Origin of the sequence: Vibrio sp. 10N.247.311.49, assembly GCF_041467655.1 — a bacterium.
GTDB lineage: Bacteria > Pseudomonadota > Gammaproteobacteria > Enterobacterales > Vibrionaceae > Vibrio > Vibrio crassostreae_C.
Genome location: NZ_JBFSVA010000033.1, coordinates 1 through 23,273, shown reverse-complemented (window position 1 = coordinate 23,273; position 23,273 = coordinate 1). Strand labels below are relative to the sequence as shown.

Annotated in this window: 21 protein-coding genes, 1 tRNA gene and 1 riboswitch; of the genes, 10 read left to right on the top strand and 12 right to left on the bottom strand. The window is 45.7% G+C overall.

Annotation, left to right across the window (positions count from 1 at the left end):
• Nucleotides 1-23 precede the first annotated feature (23 nt).
• The 4 genes from AB6E54_RS20975 (at nucleotide 24) to tpx (ending at nucleotide 4,710) form a co-directional block, all read left to right on the top strand.
• The gene (locus tag AB6E54_RS20975) at nucleotides 24-818 is read left to right on the top strand and encodes an AraC family transcriptional regulator (RefSeq protein ID WP_372106619.1); all 795 of its coding nucleotides are present in this window, start codon (nucleotides 24-26) and stop codon (nucleotides 816-818) included.
• 98 nt (nucleotides 819-916) lie between these two features.
• Nucleotides 917-1,579: a LysE family translocator gene (locus AB6E54_RS20970; RefSeq protein WP_017061328.1), complete on the top strand. Its 663-nt coding sequence runs from the start codon at nucleotides 917-919 to the stop codon at nucleotides 1,577-1,579.
• Between the two features lie 91 nt (nucleotides 1,580-1,670).
• On the top strand, nucleotides 1,671-3,428 hold the full coding sequence (ggt, locus tag AB6E54_RS20965) for a gamma-glutamyltransferase (RefSeq protein WP_017062985.1): 1,758 nt from the start codon (nucleotides 1,671-1,673) through the stop codon (nucleotides 3,426-3,428).
• 784 nt (nucleotides 3,429-4,212) lie between these two features.
• Entirely contained in the window at nucleotides 4,213-4,710 is a 498-nt protein-coding gene (gene tpx, locus AB6E54_RS20960; protein WP_372106621.1) for a thiol peroxidase, read from the top strand.
• Between the two features lie 172 nt (nucleotides 4,711-4,882).
• Here the strand turns inward: tpx and uvrD are convergent, their stop codons facing one another.
• Nucleotides 4,883-7,057: a DNA helicase II gene (gene uvrD, locus AB6E54_RS20955; protein ID WP_017062987.1), complete on the bottom strand. Its 2,175-nt coding sequence runs from the start codon at nucleotides 7,055-7,057 to the stop codon at nucleotides 4,883-4,885.
• 263 nt (nucleotides 7,058-7,320) lie between these two features.
• Here uvrD and AB6E54_RS20950 point away from each other — a divergent pair, with 263 nt between their 5' ends.
• The 4 genes from AB6E54_RS20950 to AB6E54_RS20935 all read left to right on the top strand — a co-directional run bounded on the left by AB6E54_RS20950 (nucleotide 7,321) and on the right by AB6E54_RS20935 (nucleotide 9,730).
• Entirely contained in the window at nucleotides 7,321-7,581 is a 261-nt protein-coding gene (locus tag AB6E54_RS20950) for a DUF2282 domain-containing protein (protein ID WP_004736650.1), read from the top strand.
• A gap of 64 nt (nucleotides 7,582-7,645) precedes the next feature.
• Nucleotides 7,646-8,506 (top strand): DUF692 domain-containing protein, encoded by an 861-nt coding sequence (locus AB6E54_RS20945; RefSeq protein ID WP_017061324.1) that lies wholly within the window; start codon nucleotides 7,646-7,648, stop codon nucleotides 8,504-8,506.
• The gene (locus AB6E54_RS20940; RefSeq protein ID WP_372106623.1) at nucleotides 8,503-9,270 is read left to right on the top strand and encodes a DNA-binding domain-containing protein; all 768 of its coding nucleotides are present in this window, start codon (nucleotides 8,503-8,505) and stop codon (nucleotides 9,268-9,270) included. The genes AB6E54_RS20945 and AB6E54_RS20940 overlap by 4 nt, the downstream gene beginning before the upstream one ends.
• 1 nt (nucleotide 9,271) lies before the next feature.
• Nucleotides 9,272-9,730 carry a DoxX family protein gene (locus AB6E54_RS20935; RefSeq protein WP_017061322.1) on the top strand — a complete coding sequence of 153 codons (459 nt, stop codon included), beginning with the start codon at nucleotides 9,272-9,274 and terminating at the stop codon, nucleotides 9,728-9,730.
• A gap of 99 nt (nucleotides 9,731-9,829) precedes the next feature.
• On the opposite strand, the gene AB6E54_RS20930 is transcribed toward AB6E54_RS20935, so the two are convergent.
• Nucleotides 9,830-10,111, bottom strand: a complete 282-nt coding sequence (locus AB6E54_RS20930; RefSeq protein ID WP_009848181.1) for a hypothetical protein — start codon at nucleotides 10,109-10,111, stop codon at nucleotides 9,830-9,832.
• A gap of 102 nt (nucleotides 10,112-10,213) precedes the next feature.
• Nucleotides 10,214-11,413 carry a multidrug effflux MFS transporter gene (locus AB6E54_RS20925; protein ID WP_198599892.1) on the bottom strand — a complete coding sequence of 400 codons (1,200 nt, stop codon included), beginning with the start codon at nucleotides 11,411-11,413 and terminating at the stop codon, nucleotides 10,214-10,216.
• A gap of 101 nt (nucleotides 11,414-11,514) precedes the next feature.
• Here AB6E54_RS20925 and AB6E54_RS20920 point away from each other — a divergent pair, with 101 nt between their 5' ends.
• Both AB6E54_RS20920 and AB6E54_RS20915 read left to right on the top strand, forming a co-directional pair.
• Nucleotides 11,515-12,456, top strand: coding sequence for a LysR substrate-binding domain-containing protein (locus AB6E54_RS20920; RefSeq protein ID WP_008221529.1), 942 nt, complete (start codon nucleotides 11,515-11,517; stop codon nucleotides 12,454-12,456).
• A 122-nt stretch (nucleotides 12,457-12,578) separates the two neighbouring features.
• Nucleotides 12,579-14,369, top strand: coding sequence for an aminopeptidase P family protein (locus AB6E54_RS20915; protein WP_102333089.1), 1,791 nt, complete (start codon nucleotides 12,579-12,581; stop codon nucleotides 14,367-14,369).
• A gap of 135 nt (nucleotides 14,370-14,504) precedes the next feature.
• Here the strand turns inward: AB6E54_RS20915 and thiH are convergent, their stop codons facing one another.
• From thiH to AB6E54_RS20870, 9 genes are all read right to left on the bottom strand, one after another.
• Complete coding sequence (gene thiH, locus AB6E54_RS20910; RefSeq protein WP_102333088.1) at nucleotides 14,505-15,617, bottom strand: 2-iminoacetate synthase ThiH; 1,113 nt, start codon at nucleotides 15,615-15,617, stop codon at nucleotides 14,505-14,507.
• 7 nt (nucleotides 15,618-15,624) lie between these two features.
• Nucleotides 15,625-16,389, bottom strand: coding sequence for a thiazole synthase (locus tag AB6E54_RS20905; protein WP_065584384.1), 765 nt, complete (start codon nucleotides 16,387-16,389; stop codon nucleotides 15,625-15,627).
• A 2-nt stretch (nucleotides 16,390-16,391) separates the two neighbouring features.
• Nucleotides 16,392-16,601, bottom strand: a complete 210-nt coding sequence (thiS, locus tag AB6E54_RS20900) for a sulfur carrier protein ThiS (protein WP_017061316.1) — start codon at nucleotides 16,599-16,601, stop codon at nucleotides 16,392-16,394.
• Entirely contained in the window at nucleotides 16,598-17,380 is a 783-nt protein-coding gene (locus tag AB6E54_RS20895) for a HesA/MoeB/ThiF family protein (RefSeq protein WP_017062994.1), read from the bottom strand. The genes thiS and AB6E54_RS20895 overlap by 4 nt, the downstream gene beginning before the upstream one ends.
• Nucleotides 17,370-18,662, bottom strand: coding sequence for a thiamine phosphate synthase (locus tag AB6E54_RS20890; protein ID WP_102333087.1), 1,293 nt, complete (start codon nucleotides 18,660-18,662; stop codon nucleotides 17,370-17,372). Before AB6E54_RS20890 ends, AB6E54_RS20895 begins: the two co-directional genes overlap by 11 nt.
• Nucleotides 18,662-20,611 carry a phosphomethylpyrimidine synthase ThiC gene (thiC, locus tag AB6E54_RS20885; protein ID WP_102333086.1) on the bottom strand — a complete coding sequence of 650 codons (1,950 nt, stop codon included), beginning with the start codon at nucleotides 20,609-20,611 and terminating at the stop codon, nucleotides 18,662-18,664. The genes AB6E54_RS20890 and thiC overlap by 1 nt, the downstream gene beginning before the upstream one ends.
• Nucleotides 20,612-20,741: 130 nt before the next feature.
• Nucleotides 20,742-20,840, bottom strand: a riboswitch (TPP riboswitch).
• 62 nt (nucleotides 20,841-20,902) lie between these two features.
• Nucleotides 20,903-21,286 carry a fluoride efflux transporter CrcB gene (crcB, locus tag AB6E54_RS20880; RefSeq protein WP_017062997.1) on the bottom strand — a complete coding sequence of 128 codons (384 nt, stop codon included), beginning with the start codon at nucleotides 21,284-21,286 and terminating at the stop codon, nucleotides 20,903-20,905.
• A gap of 100 nt (nucleotides 21,287-21,386) precedes the next feature.
• Nucleotides 21,387-22,769 carry a multicopper oxidase family protein gene (locus AB6E54_RS20875; protein WP_102333085.1) on the bottom strand — a complete coding sequence of 461 codons (1,383 nt, stop codon included), beginning with the start codon at nucleotides 22,767-22,769 and terminating at the stop codon, nucleotides 21,387-21,389.
• A gap of 319 nt (nucleotides 22,770-23,088) precedes the next feature.
• Nucleotides 23,089-23,165, bottom strand: a tRNA-Trp gene (locus AB6E54_RS20870).
• Nucleotides 23,166-23,273 lie beyond the last annotated feature (108 nt).

Here is a 23,273-nt window from a genome sequence, read left to right as displayed (position 1 = left end):
ATTTGACCAAGCTTTTTTGTACCATGGATAAAGTCCACTACTACTCTACCCCAACAGAAGATATCAGCCTGATCCAAGCTCAATACCAAGAGTTTGCCTTTCAACGCCACTATCATTTGGACTTTCACATCGGCTTAATTACCCAAGGGCAGCAAAAGTTCGCCTACAAAGGGGCGAGCCACCATGTCGGTGCAGGCCAAGTGGTTATCATGCCACCTGATGAGCTGCATGATGGGCACTCCAAACTCGATTCAGGTTATCAAGTCAGTGTGTTTGCAGTTTCTCCTCAATGGTTTCAAGATCTTGCCGATCCCAAGCAAAATGGTCACACATTAGGCTTTTCTGAGTTGATCCTCTCCGATCAAGCTGCGTTTTTACAATTACGCAACTTACACGGCCTGTTAATCAATCAAAGCATCAGCCAGCTCGCTCAAGATTGCTTACCTTTCGAAGGGTTCTCGACGATTGTCGATCGTTATGCGAAATTTGGATCGAAGAGTGACATCAAACTGGGTAATCAATCGATTGATACGCTAAAAGACTACTTGATGGCGAACTTGGATCAACCAGTGCGATTAGAACAATTGTCTGAGTTGTGTGGTTTAAACACGACTCAATTCCAACGCCATTTTAAAAACAGAATGGGCATTACGCCTTATGCATGGCTGAGCCGTTTACGTATGGAACAGAGCATGCGTCTGATTAAGTCTGGGATATGTGGTACCAAGGTCGCGCACCAAGTAGGCTTCTATGATCAAGCACACTTCTCTAAGGCTTTCAAAACCACGTTCGGCGTACCACCCTCACAAATCAACTAAGTGTTGATAATTTACAATTGCTCGATTTCAAATCGCGGTAAGCTACGCTCAATACGATTACTTATTTAATAATAGCGGCAACGTTATTGAGAACTGACATGAACGAAGTCACCATACTGATCACCCTCGCCTCTATCCATTTCATCGCTTTGATGAGCCCCGGCCCTGACTTTGCGTTAGTCGTGCAAAATGCGACACGCCATGGCAGACAAACAGGCTTGTACATTGCGCTTGGTTTATCTTGCGGGATCTTACTGCATTCGTTGCTCAGCCTGACGGGAATCAGTTACCTAGTCCACCAGCAACCAACCCTATTTGCCATTATCCAGTTGGCTGGCGGTAGCTACTTGCTGTACTTAGGCTACGGTGCACTTAAAGCAACCTGGCAAATCATTCAGAACCACGACGATGACGACGATACCGTCAATGCCAAAGATCTGATTCTGACCAACAAGCGTCAGGCATTTTCGAAAGGGTTTGCGACCAATATTCTCAACCCAAAAGCTTTGGTGTTCTTTATTAGCTTGATGTCGAGCTTAGTGCCTGCCGACATGTCTCTATCAGGTAAAGGCTTTGCGCTTATTATCTTGTTTGGTCTGTCTCTGTTTTGGTTTTCACTACTGGCGTGGATGCTTTCGACTAAGGCTCTACAGAAGAAACTTAGCGAAGCAACGGTATACATCGATGGCTTATGTGGCGTGGTATTCAGCCTGATTGGCGCGAGTATTCTTTGGCAGTCGCTGTCCGGTTTAATCGCTTAAATTCGAATCAAGATTACAATTCGTTAACAACGCACTGGCTATCTAATCTTTCCGCTGCCAATCTAGCTCTGCATATTAAAAGGAGAAGATCATGCAGTGGAAAACAAAACTAACAACCCTCGCCACTTCTACCCTACTTTTTGCCTCTCACGTCAGTTGGGCAAATCAAGCTGCCGATTCCGTCGCACCCGAACAAAGTAGTGGTTTAGAAACCAAACAACTCGTTAAAGCCAACGATTGGATGGTCACCGCAGCCAACCCTCTTGCAACACAAGCCGGTGCTGATGTACTTGCCCGTGGTGGTAACGCAATTGACGCCATGGTTGCCGTGCAGCTTATGCTTGGCTTAGTGGAACCTCAGTCATCAGGTATTGGTGGCGGCGCGTTCCTTGTCTATTTTGATGGCAAAGACAAACAGCTCAAGACCTACGATGGCCGTGAAACTGCGCCACTTGATGCCACCCCACGTCTATTCCAAGACGAAAACGGACAACCGCTTAAATTCTATGATGCCGTGGTTGGCGGTCGTTCTGTTGCCACGCCGGGCACGGTGCAATTGCTGTGGGACACTCACCAGAAATACGGCAAGCTCGAATGGGCATCACTGATTAAACCTATCGCTCAGTTAGCTGAAGAAGGTTTTACTATCAGCCCACGTTTAGCCACCTTGATCGAAAACGACCAAGAACGTCTGAGCCGCTTTGCGACAACTAAAGCCTACTTCTTCAATGCCGATGGCAGCCCGAAAGCCGCTGGCACGCAACTTAAGAACCCTGAATACGCGGCAACGTTACACGCTATCTCGAAGGATGGTGCTAAAGCTTTCTACCAAGGTGAGATTTCTGCCGACATCATTAACACAGTACAAACAGCGAAAGGTAACCCGGGCGTATTGGCACAGAAAGATTTCGACGCCTATTCGATCAAGCAGCGCGAACCGGTTTGTTCTGCTTATGAAAGCTACGATATTTGCGGAATGGGGCCACCAAGTTCAGGTGCGTTAACGGTTGGACAAATCCTTGCAATGACTGAGCAGTTTGACCTCAAATCATGGGGGCCAAACGACGCAAAATCTTGGCAAGTGTTAGCAGACGCTTCTCGCTTAGCCTTTGCAGACCGTGGTATGTACATGGCAGACCAAGATTATGTGCCTATGCCAACCCAAGGGTTAGTGAATACTGACTATTTGCAGGAGCGTGCTCAGTTAATTACCGCAGGTAAGGCATTAGACAGCGCACCTTCAGGCACCCCACCGTGGGATCATGCGATGCAGAGAAGCCAAGATGTTTCTATTGAGTTGCCGTCCACCAGCCACTTCAACATTGTCGATAGTGATGGCAATGTCGTATCGATGACTACCACTATTGAGAATGCCTTTGGCTCACGTTTGATGGTTAGAGGTTTCCTACTCAATAACGAACTAACCGACTTCTCATTCAAGACTCATAACGATGGCAAACCTATCGCGAACCGACTTGAACCGGGTAAGCGCCCACGTTCTTCAATGGCACCGACCATCATCATGCAAGACGATAAACCTTACATGGCAATTGGCTCTCCGGGAGGCAGCCGTATCATCGGTTATGTGGCACAAGCGATCATTGCTCACACCCAATGGGACATGGATATCCAACAAGCGATCAACCAACCACACTTCCTAAATCGCTTCGGTACCTTAGATTTGGAAAAAGGAACATCAGCGGAAAACTTCAAACCTGAGCTAGAAAAGATGGGATTTGAGGTCAACGTTCGCGATCTTAACTCGGGTTTACACGCTATTCGCATCACAAAAGATGGTCTAGAAGGTGCTGCAGACCCTCGCCGTGAAGGTGCAGCTATTGGCCAATAGGGAATAATCCTCCCTTTTTACTCGCAGCCTTGTGCGAGATCTCTCACAAGGCAGTGAGTAAATATCGATATTTGATGACGAAATTAGTCACCCACAAACCGTAACCGATTGAAATTAAACAATACGTACATTTATCATTCAAATAATTATATAGAAATTCGCTTATGCACCATTGCTGATAAATAAGGAATCGGTAATATGAATGGTGTCGGAAGGATGCTGACACGGAACAGGAAACGCCAAGGACTTGGTTATCTTCAGGATGAAGATTCGATTACTCAGGATGAATAATCGGCATGGATAGCGAAATGGACATTGAATGGACGCAATAGTAACTAGGATGGTTGCTACTAAGGAAAGACGATGGACACCTCTGGACGAGGAAAGGACTGAACATCAGGATGATGTAAAGGACACCGCTCAAGGAACAAGTGACGCGCGCTAACGAGGATTGTTGGCAGATCAGGATAAGATCAAGGACACCGCTAGGAAGGCGACGAAAGGAATACGCTGAAGGATAACAGCACACTATCATGGATTTGATGCATGGAGCACACTTAGTAGCCGGATTGCTGCGAGTAAGACTATAGACCCCGATGAGCGCAAGCTCTCGGGGTTTTTCTTTATCTGTCGTTTCACTTATTCCTCTCTCAAACAAATAAATCAAAGACCTTTAATTACAATTCTGACATTTAAAGCATTCACTTCTTAACCACTTCCGAGTAACGTAAGTCTTACTAGGCTCAACTAGTTTCATAACCATAATTAAACTAAGGACAAATTCATGTCACACGTTACCTTCAAAGGCGCTGCTGTACCACTAACAGGCACATTCCCACAAACTGGCGAACAAGCACCAAGCTTTGCACTGACTGCAGGCGACCTTTCTGAACTGACTCTTGCTTATCTTGAAGGCAAGAAAGTGGTTCTAAACATCTTCCCAAGTATCGACACAGCAACTTGTGCAACGAGCGTACGTACGTTCAACGCAAAAGCAGCAGAACTTGAGAACACGGTTGTGGTTTGTATTTCTGCTGACCTACCATTTGCTGCAGGTCGCTTCTGCGAACTAGAAGGCATTGAAGGCGTTCAACACGCTTCAACTTTCCGTTCTCCTACATTCGCATCAGACTACGGCGTAGCGATTGCTGAAGGTCCACTAGCAAGCCTAACAACACGTGCAGTTGTCGTTGTTGATGAAAAGGGTGTGGTAACACACAGTGAGTTGGTTGCAGAGATCACTGAAGAACCAAACTACGAAGCGGCACTTGCAGCACTGTAAGTCTCCTTTCTAGGCAGGAATGCCTTAAGCTCGGAACCTGCCTATTTAGACTGGTTTCGAGCAATAAAAAAGAGCAGCCATTGGCTGCTCTTTCTGTTTTTAATGCGGATTACTTTTGAATGCTGAACGGTTTTTAAAGACCAAACTGCTTTTTAGATATTAAAGTAATAGATTAAAGCTGCTCTAAACGCGCGTAAGCCGTTACTAACCACTTAATCCCTTCACCATTAAACGCCACTTGAACTCGGCTTTGTGGGCCACTTCCTTCGAAGTTGATGATGGTGCCTTCACCAAACTTAGGGTGCTTCACGCGAGAGCCCAAGCTAAAGCCTGTTTCATTGAAGTTCTCTTTCACAGCGGTTTGGCTAAAGCGACCACTGCTTGCAGGGCGGCTGACTTGCGCTTTCATACGCACTTCATCCAGACAGGTTTCTGGCAGCTCACGAATAAAACGTGATGGCTTATGATATTTGTCCTGACCGTACAGACGACGCATCTCAGCATAAGTGATGTAAAGCTTCTCCATCGCACGGGTCATGCCTACGTAACACAGGCGACGCTCTTCTTCTAAACGCCCCGCTTCTTCGGCCGACATCTGGCTTGGGAACATGCCTTCTTCGACACCCACCATGAACACCATTGGAAACTCTAGGCCTTTAGCACTGTGCAAAGTCATTAACTGAACCGCATCGTCAAACTCATCGGCCTGACCTTCACCCGCTTCCAAAGCTGCGTGAGTTAAGAACGCCGTCAGCATGCTCATCTCATCCGCTTCTTCCGGCTTTTCAAACTGGCGCGTTGCCGTTACCAATTCTTCCAAGTTCTCGATACGTGCCTTCGACTTCTCACCCTTCTCTTGCTCGTACATAGCAAACAGACCCGACGATTTAATCACGTGGTCGGTTTGTTCATGCAGGCTAAGTTCCAACGTGTCATCTTCAAGCGCATTAATCAGCTCGATAAAACGACTTAATGCGCCCGCAGCACGACCGGGTAGCACTTGCTCTTCTATCAAAGCAACACTGGCTTCCCACATGGTTGCACCACGATCACGAGCAGCAAGACGAATCGTTTCTAACGTTTTATCACCCAAGCCACGCGTTGGCGTATTAACCACACGTTCAAACGCGGCATCATTATTGCGGTTGCTCATGAGGCGCATGTAGCTCAAGGCGTCTCTGATTTCTTGACGCTCGAAGAATCGCATGCCACCGTAGATTCGGTAAGGCAGGCCACCTTGGATAAGCGCTTCTTCAAGCACACGAGATTGGGCGTTATTACGATAAAGCATCGCGGTATCTTCTAACGCACCGCCTTTCTCTTGCCACTCTTTGATTTTGCTGACCGTGAAACGCGCTTCATCTAACTCGTTATAAGCTGAGTAAACTGAGATTGGCTCGCCATCGTTGCCATCGGTCCACAGCTCTTTACCCATACGTTCGGTGTTGTTCGAGATAAGCTCGTTCGACGCCTGCAGAATGGTTTTAGTTGAACGGTAGTTTTGTTCAAGTCGAACCGTCGAAGCTCCTGGGAATTCATCCAAGAACTTCTGAATATTTTCGATCTTCGCACCACGCCAACCATAGATAGATTGGTCATCATCACCTACGATCATCACGCGACAATCTGGGCCAGCCATCATCCGAAGCCAAGCGTATTGGATGTTGTTGGTATCTTGGAATTCATCGACAAGGATATGCTTAAAGCGTGCTTGGTAATGCTCTCGAATGTGTTTCTTATCGCGTAATAGTTCATGCGATCTCAGCAAGATTTCCGCAAAGTCGACCAAACCAGCACGGTCACATGCTTCTTGGTAAGCAGAATAGATCTTTAACCACGTTTGAGTTATTGGATCATGGTAGGCGTCAATGTGACTTGGGCGTAACCCCTCGTCTTTCTTGCCATTGATCCACCAAGAAGCTTGCTTAGCAGGCCACTGCTTTTCATCAAGGTTTTGCGCCTTGATTAAGCGGCGTAGCAAACGAATCTGATCATCAGAATCAATGATCTGGAAATCTTCTGGCAGTTTTGCATCTAGGTAGTGAGCACGAAGGATGCGGTGACAAATACCGTGGAAGGTGCCGTTCCACATGCCTGACGAACTACCCATCATCAACTCTTCAATACGACCACGCATCTCTGCTGCCGCTTTGTTGGTGAAGGTAACCGACATAATAGAGAACGGCGATGCTTGCTCTACGCTTTGCAGCCAAGCGATACGATGCACCAACACTCGCGTTTTACCACTGCCTGCACCTGCCAGAATAAGTAGGTTTTCTAAAGGTGCCGCGACCGCCTCACGTTGTTTATCGTTTAGGCCATCGAGTAAAAGCGAAGGATCTATCATTGGATATGCTCACTACTGGGTATTTATACATAAAAGTTGATTATAACCTAAACACTAGGCTGCGTTTAGGATAATAAGAAGAAAAAACAATCAAAAATTAACATCATTAATTCAATAACTTAAGAGATGAAACATCATTAATATTGATAATTTTTATAATACCGTGAAATTATTTCCCGGTTGTTCCTATCCTTTTTAGTAAGCAAGTTAACAATCCATTAACCTGCGATATAAAATACTATTAAGTCCTAGAGGGAATGACTATGAAAAATTCTAATCTTGCTGTTACAGCTGCAATCACAAGTGTACTAGCGTTCGGCGGTGCAGTTCTTACATCAGCACCTGCGGAAGCAGCAGCAAAAGAAAAATGCTACGGCGTGGCAAAAGCTGGCCAAAATGATTGTGCAACCAAAACAAGCTCATGTGCGGGTACAGCAAAAGAAGACAACCAATCCGATGCGTTCGTAGTCGTACCTAAAGGGCTATGTGGCAAATTATCAGGTGGTAACACTCAATCATCATAATTGAGCTGCTTAGTATGGTGAGCTGACATTCAGCTCACCTCCACTTCTTGTTAGGAGAATCGTTGTGACTCAAACTCTTCACCCCTACGCAGGGGTTGGCCTTAGAACACCGCACTTGGACTTCTTTAGCCAAAATCCAGCCTTAGTAAGTTGGTTAGAAGTTCACAGCGAGAACTACTTCTTAGCTCAATCACCGCAACGACAACAACTCAGAGAAATTCGTCACGCACACAACATCAGTTGTCACGGTGTTGGGTTGTCGCTAGGTTCTGTTGAGCGCATCAATCAACATCATCTTGTGCAATTAAAAGAGCTCATTGATGATATCGAACCCTTCTTGGTTTCTGATCATCTCAGTTGGAGTCAGACAGGTGGTCATTACTTCAATGACTTGCTACCGCTGCCTTACACAGAAGAAGCATTGGAAGTCTTCTGTCGTAATGTCATCGAGGTTCAAGACAGCTTGCAACGCCCGATGTTGATTGAGAACCCATCGAGCTACCTATCCTTCAAGCATTCTACTATTCCTGAGTGGGAGTTTTTGGCTGAGGTACAAAAGCGTACTGAGTGTCGCCTACTGCTCGATTTCAATAATATTTTCGTCTCATCTTTTAATCATGGCTTTAGTTGTGAAGAGTACTTAAACGGAATACCAGCAGACAAAGTTGAAGAGATTCACTTGGCAGGTTTTACCAAAAAGAAGCTTGAACAAGGTGAGATCTGGATAGACACACACAGTAAACCTGTCTGTGACGAAGTGTGGAAACTCTACACTGACTGGGTTGCACAACATGGTTTGCGCCATACCTTGATTGAGTGGGATCTCGATATCCCAGAGCCACAAGTTTTATTGGCTGAAGCAACCAAAGCCAGTGATATCTTGTATCAACACGACAAGTTCAACCAAAGGAGTCGCGCCTCATGAGCCACTCCCTAGCAGAGGTTCAATTGGAGTTTGCTAACGCCCTACGCTATCAAAACAATAGTGAGTACTGCGACATAGTGAGCGACCATTTTACCGATGAACAACGCATCCAGATTTACCGTAATAACTTTGTGATCAGCTTGAGCGAAGTTCTGGCAGCAACCTACCCACTCACTGAAATGTTGGTTGGTGAAGAGTGCTTCCAACAGATGGCTCGTCAACATGTCTTACATTATCCATCGACCTCTGGTGATGTCAGTGGTTACGGTGAACACTTTGAACAGACTATCCAAGCCTTTCCTGCCGTTATTGAGGCTGCACCTTATCTCGGTGAAGTGGCTTTGTATGAATGGCAGAAAGATAGCTTGGTAAGGTTTTCGTCACAAGCACATGTCGACCAGAGACATCTTTCTTGCCTTGCAGATGTACCACAAGAGCAACAAGGCGCTTTAGTCTTTCATCTCAAAGATTCAATAACACTGATTCATTCTAGTTACACGATTATCGCGCTTGAACACGCCATCTATCAGCAGCAACTTGATGGGCTAGACATCAACCAAGCTGAATTTGGGGTGTTAATCCGAGCTGAGAATTCACAGGTTGAGAGCCATAGTTTGAGTGAAGAGAGCCACCAACTCCTCACTGAATTGCAATCAGGTCGAACACTCTCAGCAATCGATCCTTTATTACTACAACATCTGAATACTGTTATGGCGCTAAACGTCATCTCAGGTTTTTCAATCAATGCCGAATTGGAGGCATAACATGGATAACAACACAGTCACGAACATGATGGCTCAATACGACAGTTTGATTGAGAAATCACAGGCACTTTTTGTTCCAGTGCTTCTACTATTTTGTCGCCTTTGGGTGGCGTGGGTATTCTTTAATTCTGGACTCACCAAGATAGCTACTTGGGATAGCACGCTTTACTTGTTTGAATTGGAATACCAAGTGCCACTGCTACCTTGGGAATTGGCTGCTTACATGGGCACTGCCGCTGAGTTAATTCTACCGATGTTTTTAGCGCTCGGTTTATTAACACGACCTATGGCTGCGGTGTTGTTCGTTTTCAATATCATTGCTGTCGTGTCTTACCCTGTATTGTGGGATCAAGGCTTCTACGATCATCAGCTTTGGGGGTTAATGATTCTTATCGTTGTCGTGTGGGGCGCAGGACCATTCTCACTTGATAGAGTTTTGAAAGCGCAGTTCAGGAATTAAAATAAGTTTTCACCTCTTTTGAACTGCTAAAGCTAAATGCTACAGCCCAAACGCAAGAAACCACTCAATTGAGTGGTTTCTTTTTTAACTGGGATAAGCTTACTTATTTAGAAAAGCTTGTAGCTCTTCAGCAGAGATGCCTTGCTCTGCAAGTTCTTTTGCCAATAGCTGAACCTGCTCACCCTTACGAGACTCTACCACACGCTGAAATTGGTAAATGATATCTCGCAAAGTATCGATTGGAACTTGTTTTGCCGCACTGCGAATACGCTCTTCACTTTGGTTGCCTAGCTCTTTAAGCAGTTTACCAAACATGACCTTTTCAGGTGCATCTTCCATTTGTTCTAAGACGCGCGCCATTTCGTAGGTTGTTAATGACATTACAGTATTTTCCGTTGGGGACTAACGTTTCAATGAGTGACAAATATACCATGTTTTAACGTTTCGAAAACCGCCATTTGTATATTTTGTCACCCTTGTAACTTATGCCTTAGCAAACGTCGTGTGCCAAGACTTACCCGCTTTGCTCGCAAGCACTAATAACGCAGGAACAATCAGGAACATTTGCAGAGCAATCATCACTTGCGACGTTAAATCAAGACGTTGCATGGTACCCACAAGAAGCCCTGAACCGCTCATTTGGAACAAGCCAAGCAGCGCAGCAGCTGTACCCGCACGGTCACCGAAAGGTTCTAGAGCTTTACCTGCCGCAGCACCAAGAATCCAAGCAAAGCCAACTGACGATAAGAAGATCGGTAGCATGAACGCGATTGGAGTAGCGTGCTCAGCAAGCACCAACATAATCACACCCGCTAAGCCCAGCGTCGAGATACCAACCACCAGTGCTTTATAGGTACCAAAACGGTCCATAAATTTAGGTGCAGTAAACGCAGCTGCAATGTTGATGGCCGCATTAACACCAAACCAGAAAGTAAACTCTTTCATGGTTAAGCCAAGGTTCTCCATCAACACAACCGGTGCTGAGGTTACATAAGCGAGGATCACTGCCATCGCCATCAAACATAGAGTTGCGTGGAATAGGAATGAAGGTGTTTTTAATACTGACCAGTAGCGCTCTAGTTTGAACACCGCTACCTTTTCCGTCACCGGGTTCGATTCTTTCATTTGGAAGAATAAGATAGTACCGACAACGACGGCAAAACCCGCCATAAAGCTGAAGTTCGAACGCCAGCCAAATTGATGAGTTAACCAAGCGCCAAGAATCGGTGCCAATGCAGGAATAAAGCAAATAGCACCATTAAGGTAGCTGATCATTCGGCCACTCTTCTCTGGACCAAATAGATCGCGAACCGTTGCAAAGGCAGCTACAGAAGTCGCACAAGCTCCTAAGCCTTGTAGCAGCCGAGCTATTAGCATCATATCAATCGATTGAGCTGCCCACGCCAAGCAAGCACTCAATGCATAGATACTAACACCTCCCAATGCAACGGTTCGACGTCCTAGCTTATCCGCCAAAGGGCCGGCAAATAGTTGGCCGACACCCATGGCAAATAAAAACCAAGTAATCGTATCTTGTGCTAGTGCATGTTCCACGTGAAACGCTGTCGAAATTTGTGGCAGAGCTGGCAGGTAGATATCAATAGCCAAAGGGCTAAAAAGAACCAGCATTGCCAATAAAGCAACCTGCAGTTTACTAGGGGTTGGAAGCGCGTTAGAAGGCACAAGATTCTCCGGATGAGTTAATTTAGGTGCATAATAACCAACTAAAGATATGAACAAAAATGGCATATAATCATTAGCATTATTCCAATAAGGAAACTCACATGAATATCGAGAAACTATCGCGCCTCGACCTCAATCTACTAGTTTGCTTGCAGGTGCTAATGGAAGAGCTGAGTGTTACACGCACTGCACATCGATTGTGCCTGAGCCAGTCAGCGGTGAGTAAATCATTGGCCAAACTTCGCGAACAATTTAATGACCCTCTTTTTACGCGAAGTGCACACGGCCTACGCCCGACACCAAAAGCAGTGTTCCTTAAGCCACGGTTGGAAACACTGATCAATCAACTTGATGTGCTCACCCAACCGGAGACATTCATTCCCAACAACAGTGACCACAGTTTTCACATTGCAGCGGTTGAAAGTGTCTACCCGTTGATTCTTCCTCACTTCTTGCCCGCGATTTTTCGCCAAGCACCGAAGGTAAATATCAACACTCACGCTTGGACGGAGCAAACCTTTAAGAAATTACAGCTTGGTGAACTCGATATCGGACTCACGGGTAAAGACATCGACATCAACGACGCGCGTTTAACCATGTTGCCGCCAGATGATATTTGCGAACAAGAGATCTACCGAGATGCACAGATGTGTGTATTGAGACGTAACCACCCTGCTCTGAGTGGTCAATGGGATCTGGAAACCTACCTTGCACAACGTCATGTACAAGTAAGGTGTGATGGAAACGATCGCTGGCTACTCGATTACAAACTAGCTGACCTTGGTCACCAACGTGATATTGCTATCTCTGTGCCCGACTTCAACAGTGCGGCAAGCCTGTGTACCTACACCGACTTTGTATTTACCGCACCAAGCCACTTCACCCATCTTGTCGCGAAGCAACTCGACTTAGTGGTTGTGCCTCTGCCAATGGAATTTCCACCAATGGCATACACCCTGTTTTGGCACCGTGATAGAGAAAACGACCCAGCCTTAACTTGGTTGCGAGATATCATCAAAGAAAAAACTCTGCACCTCAGATAAAAATGGCGTTCAGCGTTTGCAGCAAACGAACAAAAGCGCTAGCTTATTGACCTAATAAGTCCCCTCGCATTTATATCGACTGTGAGTGTTAACAAGGACCCTAACAATAAGGATAAACACAGATGCACAATATCACTGCGGAACGCGTTACTGCGGTTCGAGCTTGGCTTGAAGCAAACCACTTAGATGCTGTTATCATTCCACATGAAGACGAGTACCTAGGTGAATACGTTCCAGCTCACAACGAGCGACTTCACTGGCTAACCGGTTTCACTGGCTCTGCAGGTGCGGCTGTTATCACTCGCGAAAACGCGGCTATTTTTGTTGATGGTCGCTATACCGTCCAGGTTCGTAAACAAGTACCTGGTGAGCTATTTGAGTATCGCCATCTTATTGAAGAACCGGCTTTAGATTGGATCATCAATTCACTCGCACAAGGCAGTAAAGTTGCATTCGACCCACGCATGCATACGGCGGCTTGGTTGAAAGGCGCACAAGCTAAACTAGCTGATAAAGTAGAACTCACAACACTAGCGGCAAACCCGATTGATGAGCTTTGGTCTGATCGCCCTGAGCCTGTTGTATCTGATGTTCGCCTCATGGCAACCGACGCCGTTGGCCAATCAAGTGAAAGTAAGCGTGAAGAAATTGCAAGCCTACTAAAAGCCAAAGGCACTGATGCCGCTATCCTTACTGAGCTGGATTCAATCTGCTGGTTACTCAACATTCGTGGTTTAGACGTATCTCGTCTGCCGGTTGTGTTATCTAATGCAATCATTCACGCCGATGAAAGTGTCGATTTCTTCTTAGACCCCGCTCGTATCCCTGCAGGCTTTGAAGCGCAAGTTGGTAATGGTATTCGTGTTTCTCACCCATCTGAGCTTGAAGCCCGCCTTCAATCTTTAGAAGGTAAGAATGTGTCTGTTGATTCAGGCACAAGCAATGCTTGGTACACGCTTGTTCTCCAAAACGCCGGTGCTCATATCATTGAAGCAGCCGACCCATGCCTAATGCCAAAAGCCGCGAAGAACGAAACAGAAATTGCCGGCATGAAAGCGTGTCACATCCGTGATGGCGTGGCGATGGCAAAATTCCTATCTTGGATTGATGCAGAAGTGGCGCAAGGTAATCTGCACAACGAAGCGGTACTAGCAGACACAGTACAGTCATTCCGTGAACAAGACCCAACACTGATGGATCTAAGTTTTGACACGATTTCAGCTGCAGGCGGTAACGCAGCTATGTGTCACTACAACCATGAGAACCAACCTGAACCAGGTCAGTTAGAGATGAATACTCTGTATCTAGTCGATTCAGGCGGTCAGTACTTAGATGGCACAACGGACATTACTCGTACTATCGCGATTGGCCAACCAAGTGACGAAATGATTCAGCAATTCACTCTCGCACTGAAAGGTCATATCGGCATCGCACGAGCTCGTTTCCCACAAGGCACTCGTGGTTTCCAACTTGATATCCTAGCGCGTCAGCACTTATGGGCAGAAGGCTTCGATTACGACCATGGTACTGGCCACGGTGTTGGTCACTTCCTCAGTGTTCATGAAGGACCGCAAAGCATCTCTAAGAAGCTAATCGATGTACCTCTTGTTGAAGGCATGGTGTTATCAAACGAGCCGGGTTACTACCGTGCAGATGAATTTGGTATCCGTATCGAAAACCTAGAACTGGTGGTTGAGCTGCCAACTCAAGGTGACTTCTCAGTACTAACGTTTGAGTCGCTAACACGTTGCCCTATCGATAAGCGCAACATCAACGTCGATTTACTGACACGACCTGAACTTGCATGGCTTAATGATTACCACCAGAAAGTATGGAACGATGTTAGCCCATTAGTTGAAGGTGATACATTGGAATGGTTACGCCAATCAACCACTCCACTTGCTCATGCTTAATGCTTAATGCTTAATGCTTAATGCTTAGCTAATTCAAACTTAATGAAATGAAAAACGGCCACCTTAGGGTAGCCGTTTTTATTTGTCGATTTAACTTCGTCGATGTTTCACGTGGAACATAAATCTGCGTGTTCGCTAACCAGAGTAAGCACTGTGCCAGTCTCTCCACACAGGATCAAAACCACGTTGACGAATCATTGACTCAACATCGGCAGCACTTCGCTCATCACTTATTTCAAATTGCTCGAGTTCTTCTTCATCAGAAGCATAACCACCAGGCTGGGTTTTAGAAGCCGCAGACATACTCGTGATCCCTAATGGCAGCACGTTATCGCGGAAGGTTGCCGACTCACGAGTAGATAGAGACAATTCAACCTCAGGGTTTAATAAACGATACGCACAGATAAGTTGAACCAACTGTTTATCACTCATAATCGATTTAGGCTGCAAACCACCCTCACACGGACGAAGACGTGGGAATGAAATCGAGTAACGTGTTTGCCAATAAGTACGCTCAAGATAGTCTAAGTGAGCGGCCACGAAGAAACAGTCGGTACGCCAATCTTCCAAGCCAATCAAAGCGCCAATACCTATCTTATCAATACCCGCTTTTGCCAAACGATCGGGCGTTTCGAGCCGGTATTCAAAATCCATTTTATTGCCACGCAAGTGGTGTTCCGCGTAGGTACTTGGGCTATACGTTTCTTGGTAAACCATCACCGCATCTAAGCCGAGAGTTTTAAGCTCTGCGTAGTCATCTTGATCAAGCGGCTGCACTTCCATCGCAAGATAGTTAAATTGTGCCTTAATATTCGGTAGCACTTCACGGAAGTACTTCATCCCGACCTTGGTTTCATGTTCACCAGTCACCAACAATACACTATCAAACTTCATCTTTTTGATAGCGGCACTTTCAGCATCGATTTCATCTAAAGTAAGTGTGCGACGCTTAATGCGGTTCTCCATTGAGAAACCACAATACGTGCACGCATTCGCACATAAGTTTGAGAGGTACAATGGAATATACAACGACATTGTATTGCCGAATCGCTTGCGTGTGAGTGCCAACGATTGTTGCGCCATCTGCTCTAAGTAAGGTTCTGCTGCCGGAGAGATAAGAGCCTTAAAGTCTTCCAAGTCGCGTTTAGGTTTACTCAGAGCGCGCTCAACATCCGCTGCCGTTTTACTGAAGATGGACATACCAATGTCATCCCAGTTGAGCTGTTTAAATCGATCAACAAACGTCATAAGGACACTACTCGTCTAGGAATGAAGTTAGCGGACTAGAAGCAACCGCATGAGACACCTGTCCAGCAAGACCAGAAAGGTAAGCCATACGGCCAGCTTCAACTGCCAGTTTAAAAGCAATCGCCATATCAACGGGTTGTTGAGAAGCCGCAATTGCAGTATTAACTAACACGGCATCCGCGCCCATTTCCATTGCACGAGTAGCATGAGATGGCGCACCAATACCAGCGTCAACAATCACAGGGACGTTCGCTTGGTCGATAATGATCTCTAAGAAGTCTGCCGAAGCGATACCTTTGTTCGACCCAATCGGCGCACCTAGCGGCATAACCGCAGCACAACCCACCTCTTCCAATCGTTTACACAACACTGGGTCAGCATGACAGTAAGGCAACACAACAAAGCCATCTTTAACCATTTGCTCAGCCGCTTTTAATGTCTCAATTGGGTCTGGCATCAAGTACTTTGGATCAGGGTGAATTTCCAGTTTGAGCCAGTTTGTGCCTAGCGCTTCGCGAGCCAAATGCGCAGCAAAGATGGCATCCTTCGCGTTCTTCGCCCCGGAGGTATTTGGTAACAAGTTCACGCCAGCATCAATGATGGGCTGTAAAATATCATCTTGCTCAGAGCGAATATCAACTCTCTTCAACGCCATGGTTGCCAGTTGAGAACCGGAAGCTTCGATAGCACTCGCCATTAAATGTTTATTCGCGAACTTGCCCGTTCCAGTAAAGAGTCGTGATTGAAATGTTTTATCTGCGATAGTTAACATAGTTAGCCTCCTGCAATAGCTTGGAAAAGAGAAATAGCATCGCCTTCATTGACGACCCTTTGTTGCCACTGACTACGCGGGACAACCGCATTATTGATAGCAAAGACACAACCCAGATCGGGTAGTGAAAGCGCTTGGATGATATCCGCTAGAGACGACGATTGTGCAACCTGTTCTGGTTGCTCATTGATAGAGATCGTTATGTTGCTCATTGGGTTTCTTCTTCTAAATAGTTAACTGTAGATGTGCAGCAAACGGGGCATTCACTATCTTGAGTGACACTTAAGTTTTGCCAGTTCATCGTCTGACCATCAAACAGTTTGAGCTGATGTGTTGCAACCTGGAACTCGCCAGTGCTAATACGTTGAATCGCTGCCAGTGCTTGGAGGTTGCCTATGGTGCCAACAACTGGGCCGATGATGCCGCTATCGCTACAACGTGTCGTTTGTGGATGATGACTGAACGGGAACAAACAGTGATAGCACCCTTTCTGCATCTGATAATCAAAGACAATAAACTGACCTTTCCATCCGATCGCAGAACCAGAAACCAAAGGTGTCTTGCTACCAAAACATGCTTGGTTAACCTGCTGACGTGACTCAAAGTTGTCAGTACAATCCAACACCAAATCAGCGAGCATCACCTCAAGCTCAAGCTGGCTCTGAGTCATTCGCCTATTGATGGTTCTCACTTGGTTTCGACCATTAAGCTCAGTCAGTTTTTGCTTCAGAGCTTCGACCTTAGGCGAACCTAACTGGCTTTCCTTGAACGCAACTTGTCGTTGAAGGTTAGACGAATCCACACAATCATCATCAACTAATACGATTTTCCCGATACCGGAAGCCGCAAGATAGAGAGCCGCAGCATTGCCTAAGCCACCACAACCGATGACCAATACATGGCTATCTAATAGATTGCGTTGCCCTTGCTCACCCACTTCAGGAAGTGCGAGTTGTCGTTGATAACGAATGAATTCGAAATCATTCAGCATGACTTAGCTCCTGAGTTACCTCTTTAGCAGCACCTGAAGAACGGTCAGCCATTAATGCTTCGAAGAACTCAATCACTTGTTTTGGGTCTTCGGCTAACGTAATCGCACGTACAACAGCAAGGCTCGATACCCCACAACTCCACACCTGTGCGGCCGTCGACTGGTCAATTCCACCAATCGCAACTGTCGGATAACCGGTGAGTTCTTCTGTGTATGGGATAGTATCAATCAGCTGCTGATAGAGAGATAAACGCACAAGTCCTTGAGGCTTCGATGGCATCTGCTTAGTGGTGGTTGGGAATATATGCCCCAGCGCAATATAGCTTGGGTTGATTTGCACAATGCGTAGCAACTCGTAATAACCATGAGTCGATAGACCGATCTTAATACCAGCTTGGCTCAGTTGAGATAGGTTGGATTCTTCGATGTCCTCTTGCCCCAAATGAACACCAAAAGCATCATGCTTAAGTGCCAATTGCCAATAGTCATTGATAAAAACCTGAGCGTTGTGCTCTCTACCGAGTTCGATAGATCGCGCGATTTGTTGTTCTAAATCTGCTTGCTGTGGGTTCTTAATACGCAGTTGAACTGTGTTAATTCCAAGCTTGAGCAGCCTTTCGATCCACTCAACATCATCAACCACTGGGTATAGTCCTAGGCTACTCTTACTCAATTCCGGGAACGACAGTGATGTTCCTTGGTGCGCCCAACCAACACTAATATCCAGTCGCTCATCTTCGAGAACGGGAATAGGAAAGTTTTGATAGTTTGCTGGCCATGTTCCACGTGAAACACTAGATGCTGCGCGAGCTAAAACCAGTGCATCTTCTAATGGGAATTCCAACGCCAACAAAGTAAGTAACCAAGCAAAGTGACCACGACTATCTAACTCCTGATGAGCTGGAGTTTCACTCTTGATAGCACGATTAGAATCTAGCTGTGACCAGATATCCAATGCAGCTGAGTCATCTAAGACACCGATATAGATGGTATTCGGAGTTTGTGCCAAGGCATCGCGGACACCAGCTAGCGCCACTGAATGACTGTAATAAACGATATGATCAAGCTCACTTGAGCGACACTCCGCCAATGAATCAACATCATGAGCAAAACCAATAGATAACGCTTGCTGAGCATCAACGATAGAGAAGCATTGAGTTGGGCTTACACCCAACTCAACTGCATCGGTTGCCAAGCCTTGTCGCTTAGCAACCAATAGACAGCTTTGCAGCTCTCCCGTTAGCTCAATATTTTGAGATGGGATAAGAATCTTCACTGTCATTATTCCTCTAATTGAGCTTCTTTTGCGCCTACTGCTGGGTGATAAAGTTCAGAGCCAGTATCACGGAACTCTTGTGATTTCTGACGCATCCCTTCCAACGGATTATCAAGCATCTTAATCTCGATAGCCTGATCAGCAGCCACTTGTTCAGTGTCTTTCGCGTACTCTCGAACTTCTTGAGAGATCTTCATTGAACAGAATTTAGGTCCACACATAGAGCAGAAGTGAGCAACCTTGCCCGATTCTTGTGGCAGGGTTTCATCGTGGAAAGAACGGGCTGTTTCTGGATCTAAAGCTAGATTAAATTGGTCTTCCCAACGGAATTCAAAACGAGCTTTAGATAATGCATTATCTCGGATTTGTGCGCCCGGATGCCCTTTTGCCAAGTCTGCTGCATGTGCTGCCAGCTTGTAAGTAATCAAACCAGTCTTCACATCTTCTTTATTTGGTAAGCCCAAATGCTCTTTAGGTGTTACATAACAAAGCATCGCACAGCCGTACCAACCAATCATCGCCGCGCCAATACCAGAGGTAATGTGGTCATAACCCGGTGCAATATCAGTGGTCAGCGGGCCTAACGTATAGAAAGGCGCTTCATGGCAGTGCTCTAACTGCTCATCCATGTTCTCTTTAATAAGATGCATAGGTACATGTCCAGGACCTTCAATGATCACCTGAACATCGTATTCCCAAGCCACTTTAGTTAACTCACCTAGAGTACGTAACTCCGAGAACTGAGCCTCATCATTGGCATCTGCAATAGAGCCAGGACGTAGGCCGTCACCTAGTGACAAAGCCACATCGTACTTCGCACAGATCTCACAGATCTCGCGGAAGTGTGTGTATAGGAAGCTTTCTTGGTGATGTGCAAGACACCATTTCGCGATAATAGAGCCACCACGAGAAACAATACCTGTCACACGCTTAGCCGTCATAGGAACATAACGAAGAAGCAAACCAGCATGGATAGTGAAGTAATCAACGCCCTGCTCCGCTTGTTCAATCAAAGTATCGCGCATCACTTCCCAGTTAAGGTCTTCGGCTACGCCATTCACTTTCTCAAGCGCCTGATACATAGGAACCGTACCAATCGGCACTGGGCTATTACGTAGGATCCATTCACGAGTCTCGTGGATATTACGGCCAGTAGAAAGATCCATTACGGTATCGCCGCCCCAGCGAGTCGACCATACTAGCTTCTCAACTTCTTCTTCAATCGAAGAGCTTACAGAAGAGTTACCGATATTTGCGTTCACTTTCACTAAGAAGTTTCGGCCAATAATCATAGGTTCTGATTCTGGGTGGTTGATGTTTGAAGGGATGATAGCTCGGCCTTCAGCGACCTCTTTACGCACGAACTCAGGGGTAATTTCTTTTGGCAGGTTTGCGCCAAAGTTATGGCCTGGGTGTTGGTGATTAAGCTGTTCATCAGCGAACTTCTGACGCCCCATGTTCTCACGTATCGCAATGTACTCCATCTCAGGAGTGATAATTCCCTGACGAGCATAATGCAGTTGAGTTACACATTGGTCGCCAGTAGCGCGACGAATTCGAGGCAGGTTTCCGTAACGAAGGTCGTCTAGGGTTTCATCTTCTAAACGTTCTTTGGTGTAAACAGAGCTTACATCATCGAGCAATTCCGTATCACCACGCTCTTCAATCCATTGCTCTCGCAACTTAGGAAGGCCACTATAAAGGTCTATTTCATGCGTAGGATCGGTATAAACACCTGAGGTGTCGTAGACATGAATTGGCTCATTAGGTTCGAATACAGGCTCTTTTTTGCTGCCACCAACAAGGCTATCTGCGAGGGATATTTCTCGGACAGGGACTTGAATGTCCGCTCGAGACCCTTGGATGTAAGCTTTTTTTGAGTTTGGATAAGGTTGTACAGATAAAGAATCAATGAAATTCTTCGCTTCCAGTCTTGCTTGTTTACGACTCGACATAGCATTTTTCCTTGGCTTTTAGCCATTATTTATAGGGATAAAAATGCTTGACGGATAAGATGCTACAAGAGGGATCACAGCAAGAAAATGCAGTTGTGATCTGGAGATAGATCTCTAGAAGGATTCTAGTTAGATATCTACTCTTGTTCCCTTCGCAGGTATTAGCCTGATCAGGTTCAACGGATCCCGAGTTAACGGTCTCAGCCATATGGCACTCCGACAAGTACGATCGAGTATATAAAAACGGCTTGGATAAACCAAGCCGAGTTGTTAACAAATCGTAAGAAAGTTTTAAGACTTTATCAGAAGTTGGAAGCCGAACCATGCGGCTGAAATACTGAGAACCACATTGAGCAGTACATTGAGCCCCATCTTGAAGAACGCACCCTGCTGCATAAGAAGCACGTTATCCATCGAAAACGTAGAAAATGTCGTCAGGGCTCCAAGGAAACCAAGACCGATAATTTGTCTCCACGGCTCCGTCGCAACCATCTCATTTTCAAACGCGGCGATGAGCAATCCCATAATCAAAGAGCCAATTACGTTAACAGTCAGCGTACCGTAAGGAAAACCACGCCCTAACATCACAACGCATAACTCTGAAATCAAGTAACGTGAACAAGCACCAAACGCGCCACCGATGGCGATAAAACCTAGAATAGATAACTGACCCATGAATCCTCCCAAACAATAATCCCTATATTCTAGCTTTAACGCCGATAAAAGCGAGGGTAGAAACTAAGAATGCATGCGCAAATATTAAACGTTACAGGTGTCACTTAACTTCAATATATCCCATCAAACCCGTTTTCATGTGTTCTATAACATGACAATGATACATCCAGCGGCCAGGGTTGTCGGCTACAAATGCAGCTTTAGCTCGGCCATTTTTTCCAAGTAACACTGTATCAGTATGGAAAGGTTCTTCAACTTTCTTCCCATCAAGTTCCAATACAGTGAATGTATGGCCGTGAATGTGAATCAGGTGATGATATTGAGTGACGTTCTTAAGATCGAATATATAGGTTTTTTCCAGCTCTAAAGTCGCCAACGGTTCAGGGATATTATCTTTGCTCATCCCCTCCCATGCTCGTTTATTAGTTAGCCAAAACTTAGGCATAGATTTTCCATCTTTAGATACTGGAGAAACCGCCCCTTCCCATTCAAATAAAAAGTCGATTTCTTCTGCATTAGCCAAATCTAAATTGGGCACAGGATTAAGGGGTAAAGAAGGCAGAGAGCGATTCTCAACAAGGGTTGAATCTACAACCTCGAACTCACACAAAGAGAAAGGAAAGCGTCCTTTCATTTGAAGGACGCTAACTCGCCCACCGGCTTTGGGTGCTATCAGTCCAATATCCACTCGCATCCCTGGACCAATTTTATGTTGCGTCAGCTTATAAGGTGTTTTTACAGGGTTACCATCAATGGCAATCACCCATGCCTCAGCCCCTTCGACAGCTATAGGGTAAGTGATCGTATTGTCGACATTAGCGATACGTAGCCTGGTTGTTGCATGTTGTTTTAACTCATAGACAGGCTCATGTATTCCATTAACGCTACTCCACTCTCCTGGCGTACCCATACGAGCACTGAGTCGTGGGATCATTAGATCTTTCCATTGGCCTTTCTTATCTATATGCCAATGTTTAAGCATCAGTGCGTGCTCTTCATCAAACGGCACTGGAATGCTCTCCTCAACGATAATTAGACCAACCAAGCCCATACCAAGCTGCTTAACGCTGTTCATATGTGGGTGATACCAAAACGTGCCAGCATCTGGTGGCGTAAATTCATAAATGAATGTTTCACCTGGCATGATCGGTGGTTGGCTCAAGAAGGGAACCCCATCCATTTCGATAGGAATCCTTAAACCATGCCAATGAATAGTTGTCGGTTCTGATAGCTTGTTGGTAAAACGGATCGTTACCTTTTCACCTTGTCGACATCGAATCGTTGGTGCTGGAATCTGACCATTAAAGCCTAGAATATCAGTCTCAAACCCCGTCACGAGTTCAGCGGTTGAAGGTTCTGCCGTTAAGTCATAAACATACTTTCCTTGTTCATCAACCGACCGTTTCATTGAGCAAGCGGGCAGTACAGTGAGTGCAGATATAGCGAGAGATGATTGAATAAACTTACGACGGGAGATACCCATATTTGTTGCCTTTTAGTAATAACGACCAAAATGTAACAAAATATTGAGAATAATTCTCATAAAGAAGTGTGGATTGTGTTGTTAATTGCTTATAAAAGAGACTGAGATAAGTAAGCACTTACATTTCTAAGACAATATTCTATTCAAGGTAGGTAATTATCAATTAAAAATCGAACAAATATAAATCAAAAAGACTCTAGGATTTCTGCTTCGATGGGGATCAATATAGTCGACTTGGCTGACACTCCGGTCCTCAACGTCACTTTGAAAAAGTGACAGATACAAAAAAGCTCCAGCATTTCTGCTGGAGCTTTAAATATGGCAGGGGTGGAGAGATTCGAACTCCCAACACGCGGATTTGGAATCCGCTGCTCTGCCAATTGGAGCTACACCCCTAAAACTTTCATTACTTCAGATTCGAAAAAACCTCGCACTAGGCGAGGTTATCGAATAAGTGGCGGAGTGGACGGGACTCGAACCCGCGACCCCCGGCGTGACAGGCCG

Bases quoted from the DNA above. Each gene is read 5' to 3' on its own strand.
- uvrD (WP_017062987.1), bottom strand. From the start codon at position 7,057: ATGATAGATCCTTCGCTTTTACTCGATGGCCTAAACGATAAACAACGT.
- AB6E54_RS20890 (WP_102333087.1), bottom strand. From the start codon at position 18,662: ATGACAGTGAAGATTCTTATCCCATCTCAAAATATTGAGCTAACGGGA.
- AB6E54_RS20875 (WP_102333085.1), bottom strand. From the start codon at position 22,769: ATGGGTATCTCCCGTCGTAAGTTTATTCAATCATCTCTCGCTATATCT.
- tpx (WP_372106621.1), top strand. From the start codon at position 4,213: ATGTCACACGTTACCTTCAAAGGCGCTGCTGTACCACTAACAGGCACA.
- AB6E54_RS20930 (WP_009848181.1), bottom strand. From the start codon at position 10,111: ATGTCATTAACAACCTACGAAATGGCGCGCGTCTTAGAACAAATGGAA.
- AB6E54_RS20935 (WP_017061322.1), top strand. From the start codon at position 9,272: ATGGATAACAACACAGTCACGAACATGATGGCTCAATACGACAGTTTG.
- thiS (WP_017061316.1), bottom strand. From the start codon at position 16,601: ATGAGCAACATAACGATCTCTATCAATGAGCAACCAGAACAGGTTGCA.
- AB6E54_RS20950 (WP_004736650.1), top strand. From the start codon at position 7,321: ATGAAAAATTCTAATCTTGCTGTTACAGCTGCAATCACAAGTGTACTA.
- thiH (WP_102333088.1), bottom strand. From the start codon at position 15,617: ATGACGTTTGTTGATCGATTTAAACAGCTCAACTGGGATGACATTGGT.
- AB6E54_RS20915 (WP_102333089.1), top strand. From the start codon at position 12,579: ATGCACAATATCACTGCGGAACGCGTTACTGCGGTTCGAGCTTGGCTT.
- AB6E54_RS20895 (WP_017062994.1), bottom strand. From the start codon at position 17,380: ATGCTGAATGATTTCGAATTCATTCGTTATCAACGACAACTCGCACTT.
- AB6E54_RS20970 (WP_017061328.1), top strand. From the start codon at position 917: ATGAACGAAGTCACCATACTGATCACCCTCGCCTCTATCCATTTCATC.
- AB6E54_RS20940 (WP_372106623.1), top strand. From the start codon at position 8,503: ATGAGCCACTCCCTAGCAGAGGTTCAATTGGAGTTTGCTAACGCCCTA.
- ggt (WP_017062985.1), top strand. From the start codon at position 1,671: ATGCAGTGGAAAACAAAACTAACAACCCTCGCCACTTCTACCCTACTT.
- AB6E54_RS20975 (WP_372106619.1), top strand. From the start codon at position 24: ATGGATAAAGTCCACTACTACTCTACCCCAACAGAAGATATCAGCCTG.
- AB6E54_RS20905 (WP_065584384.1), bottom strand. From the start codon at position 16,389: ATGTTAACTATCGCAGATAAAACATTTCAATCACGACTCTTTACTGGA.
- thiC (WP_102333086.1), bottom strand. From the start codon at position 20,611: ATGTCGAGTCGTAAACAAGCAAGACTGGAAGCGAAGAATTTCATTGAT.
- crcB (WP_017062997.1), bottom strand. From the start codon at position 21,286: ATGGGTCAGTTATCTATTCTAGGTTTTATCGCCATCGGTGGCGCGTTT.
- AB6E54_RS20920 (WP_008221529.1), top strand. From the start codon at position 11,515: ATGAATATCGAGAAACTATCGCGCCTCGACCTCAATCTACTAGTTTGC.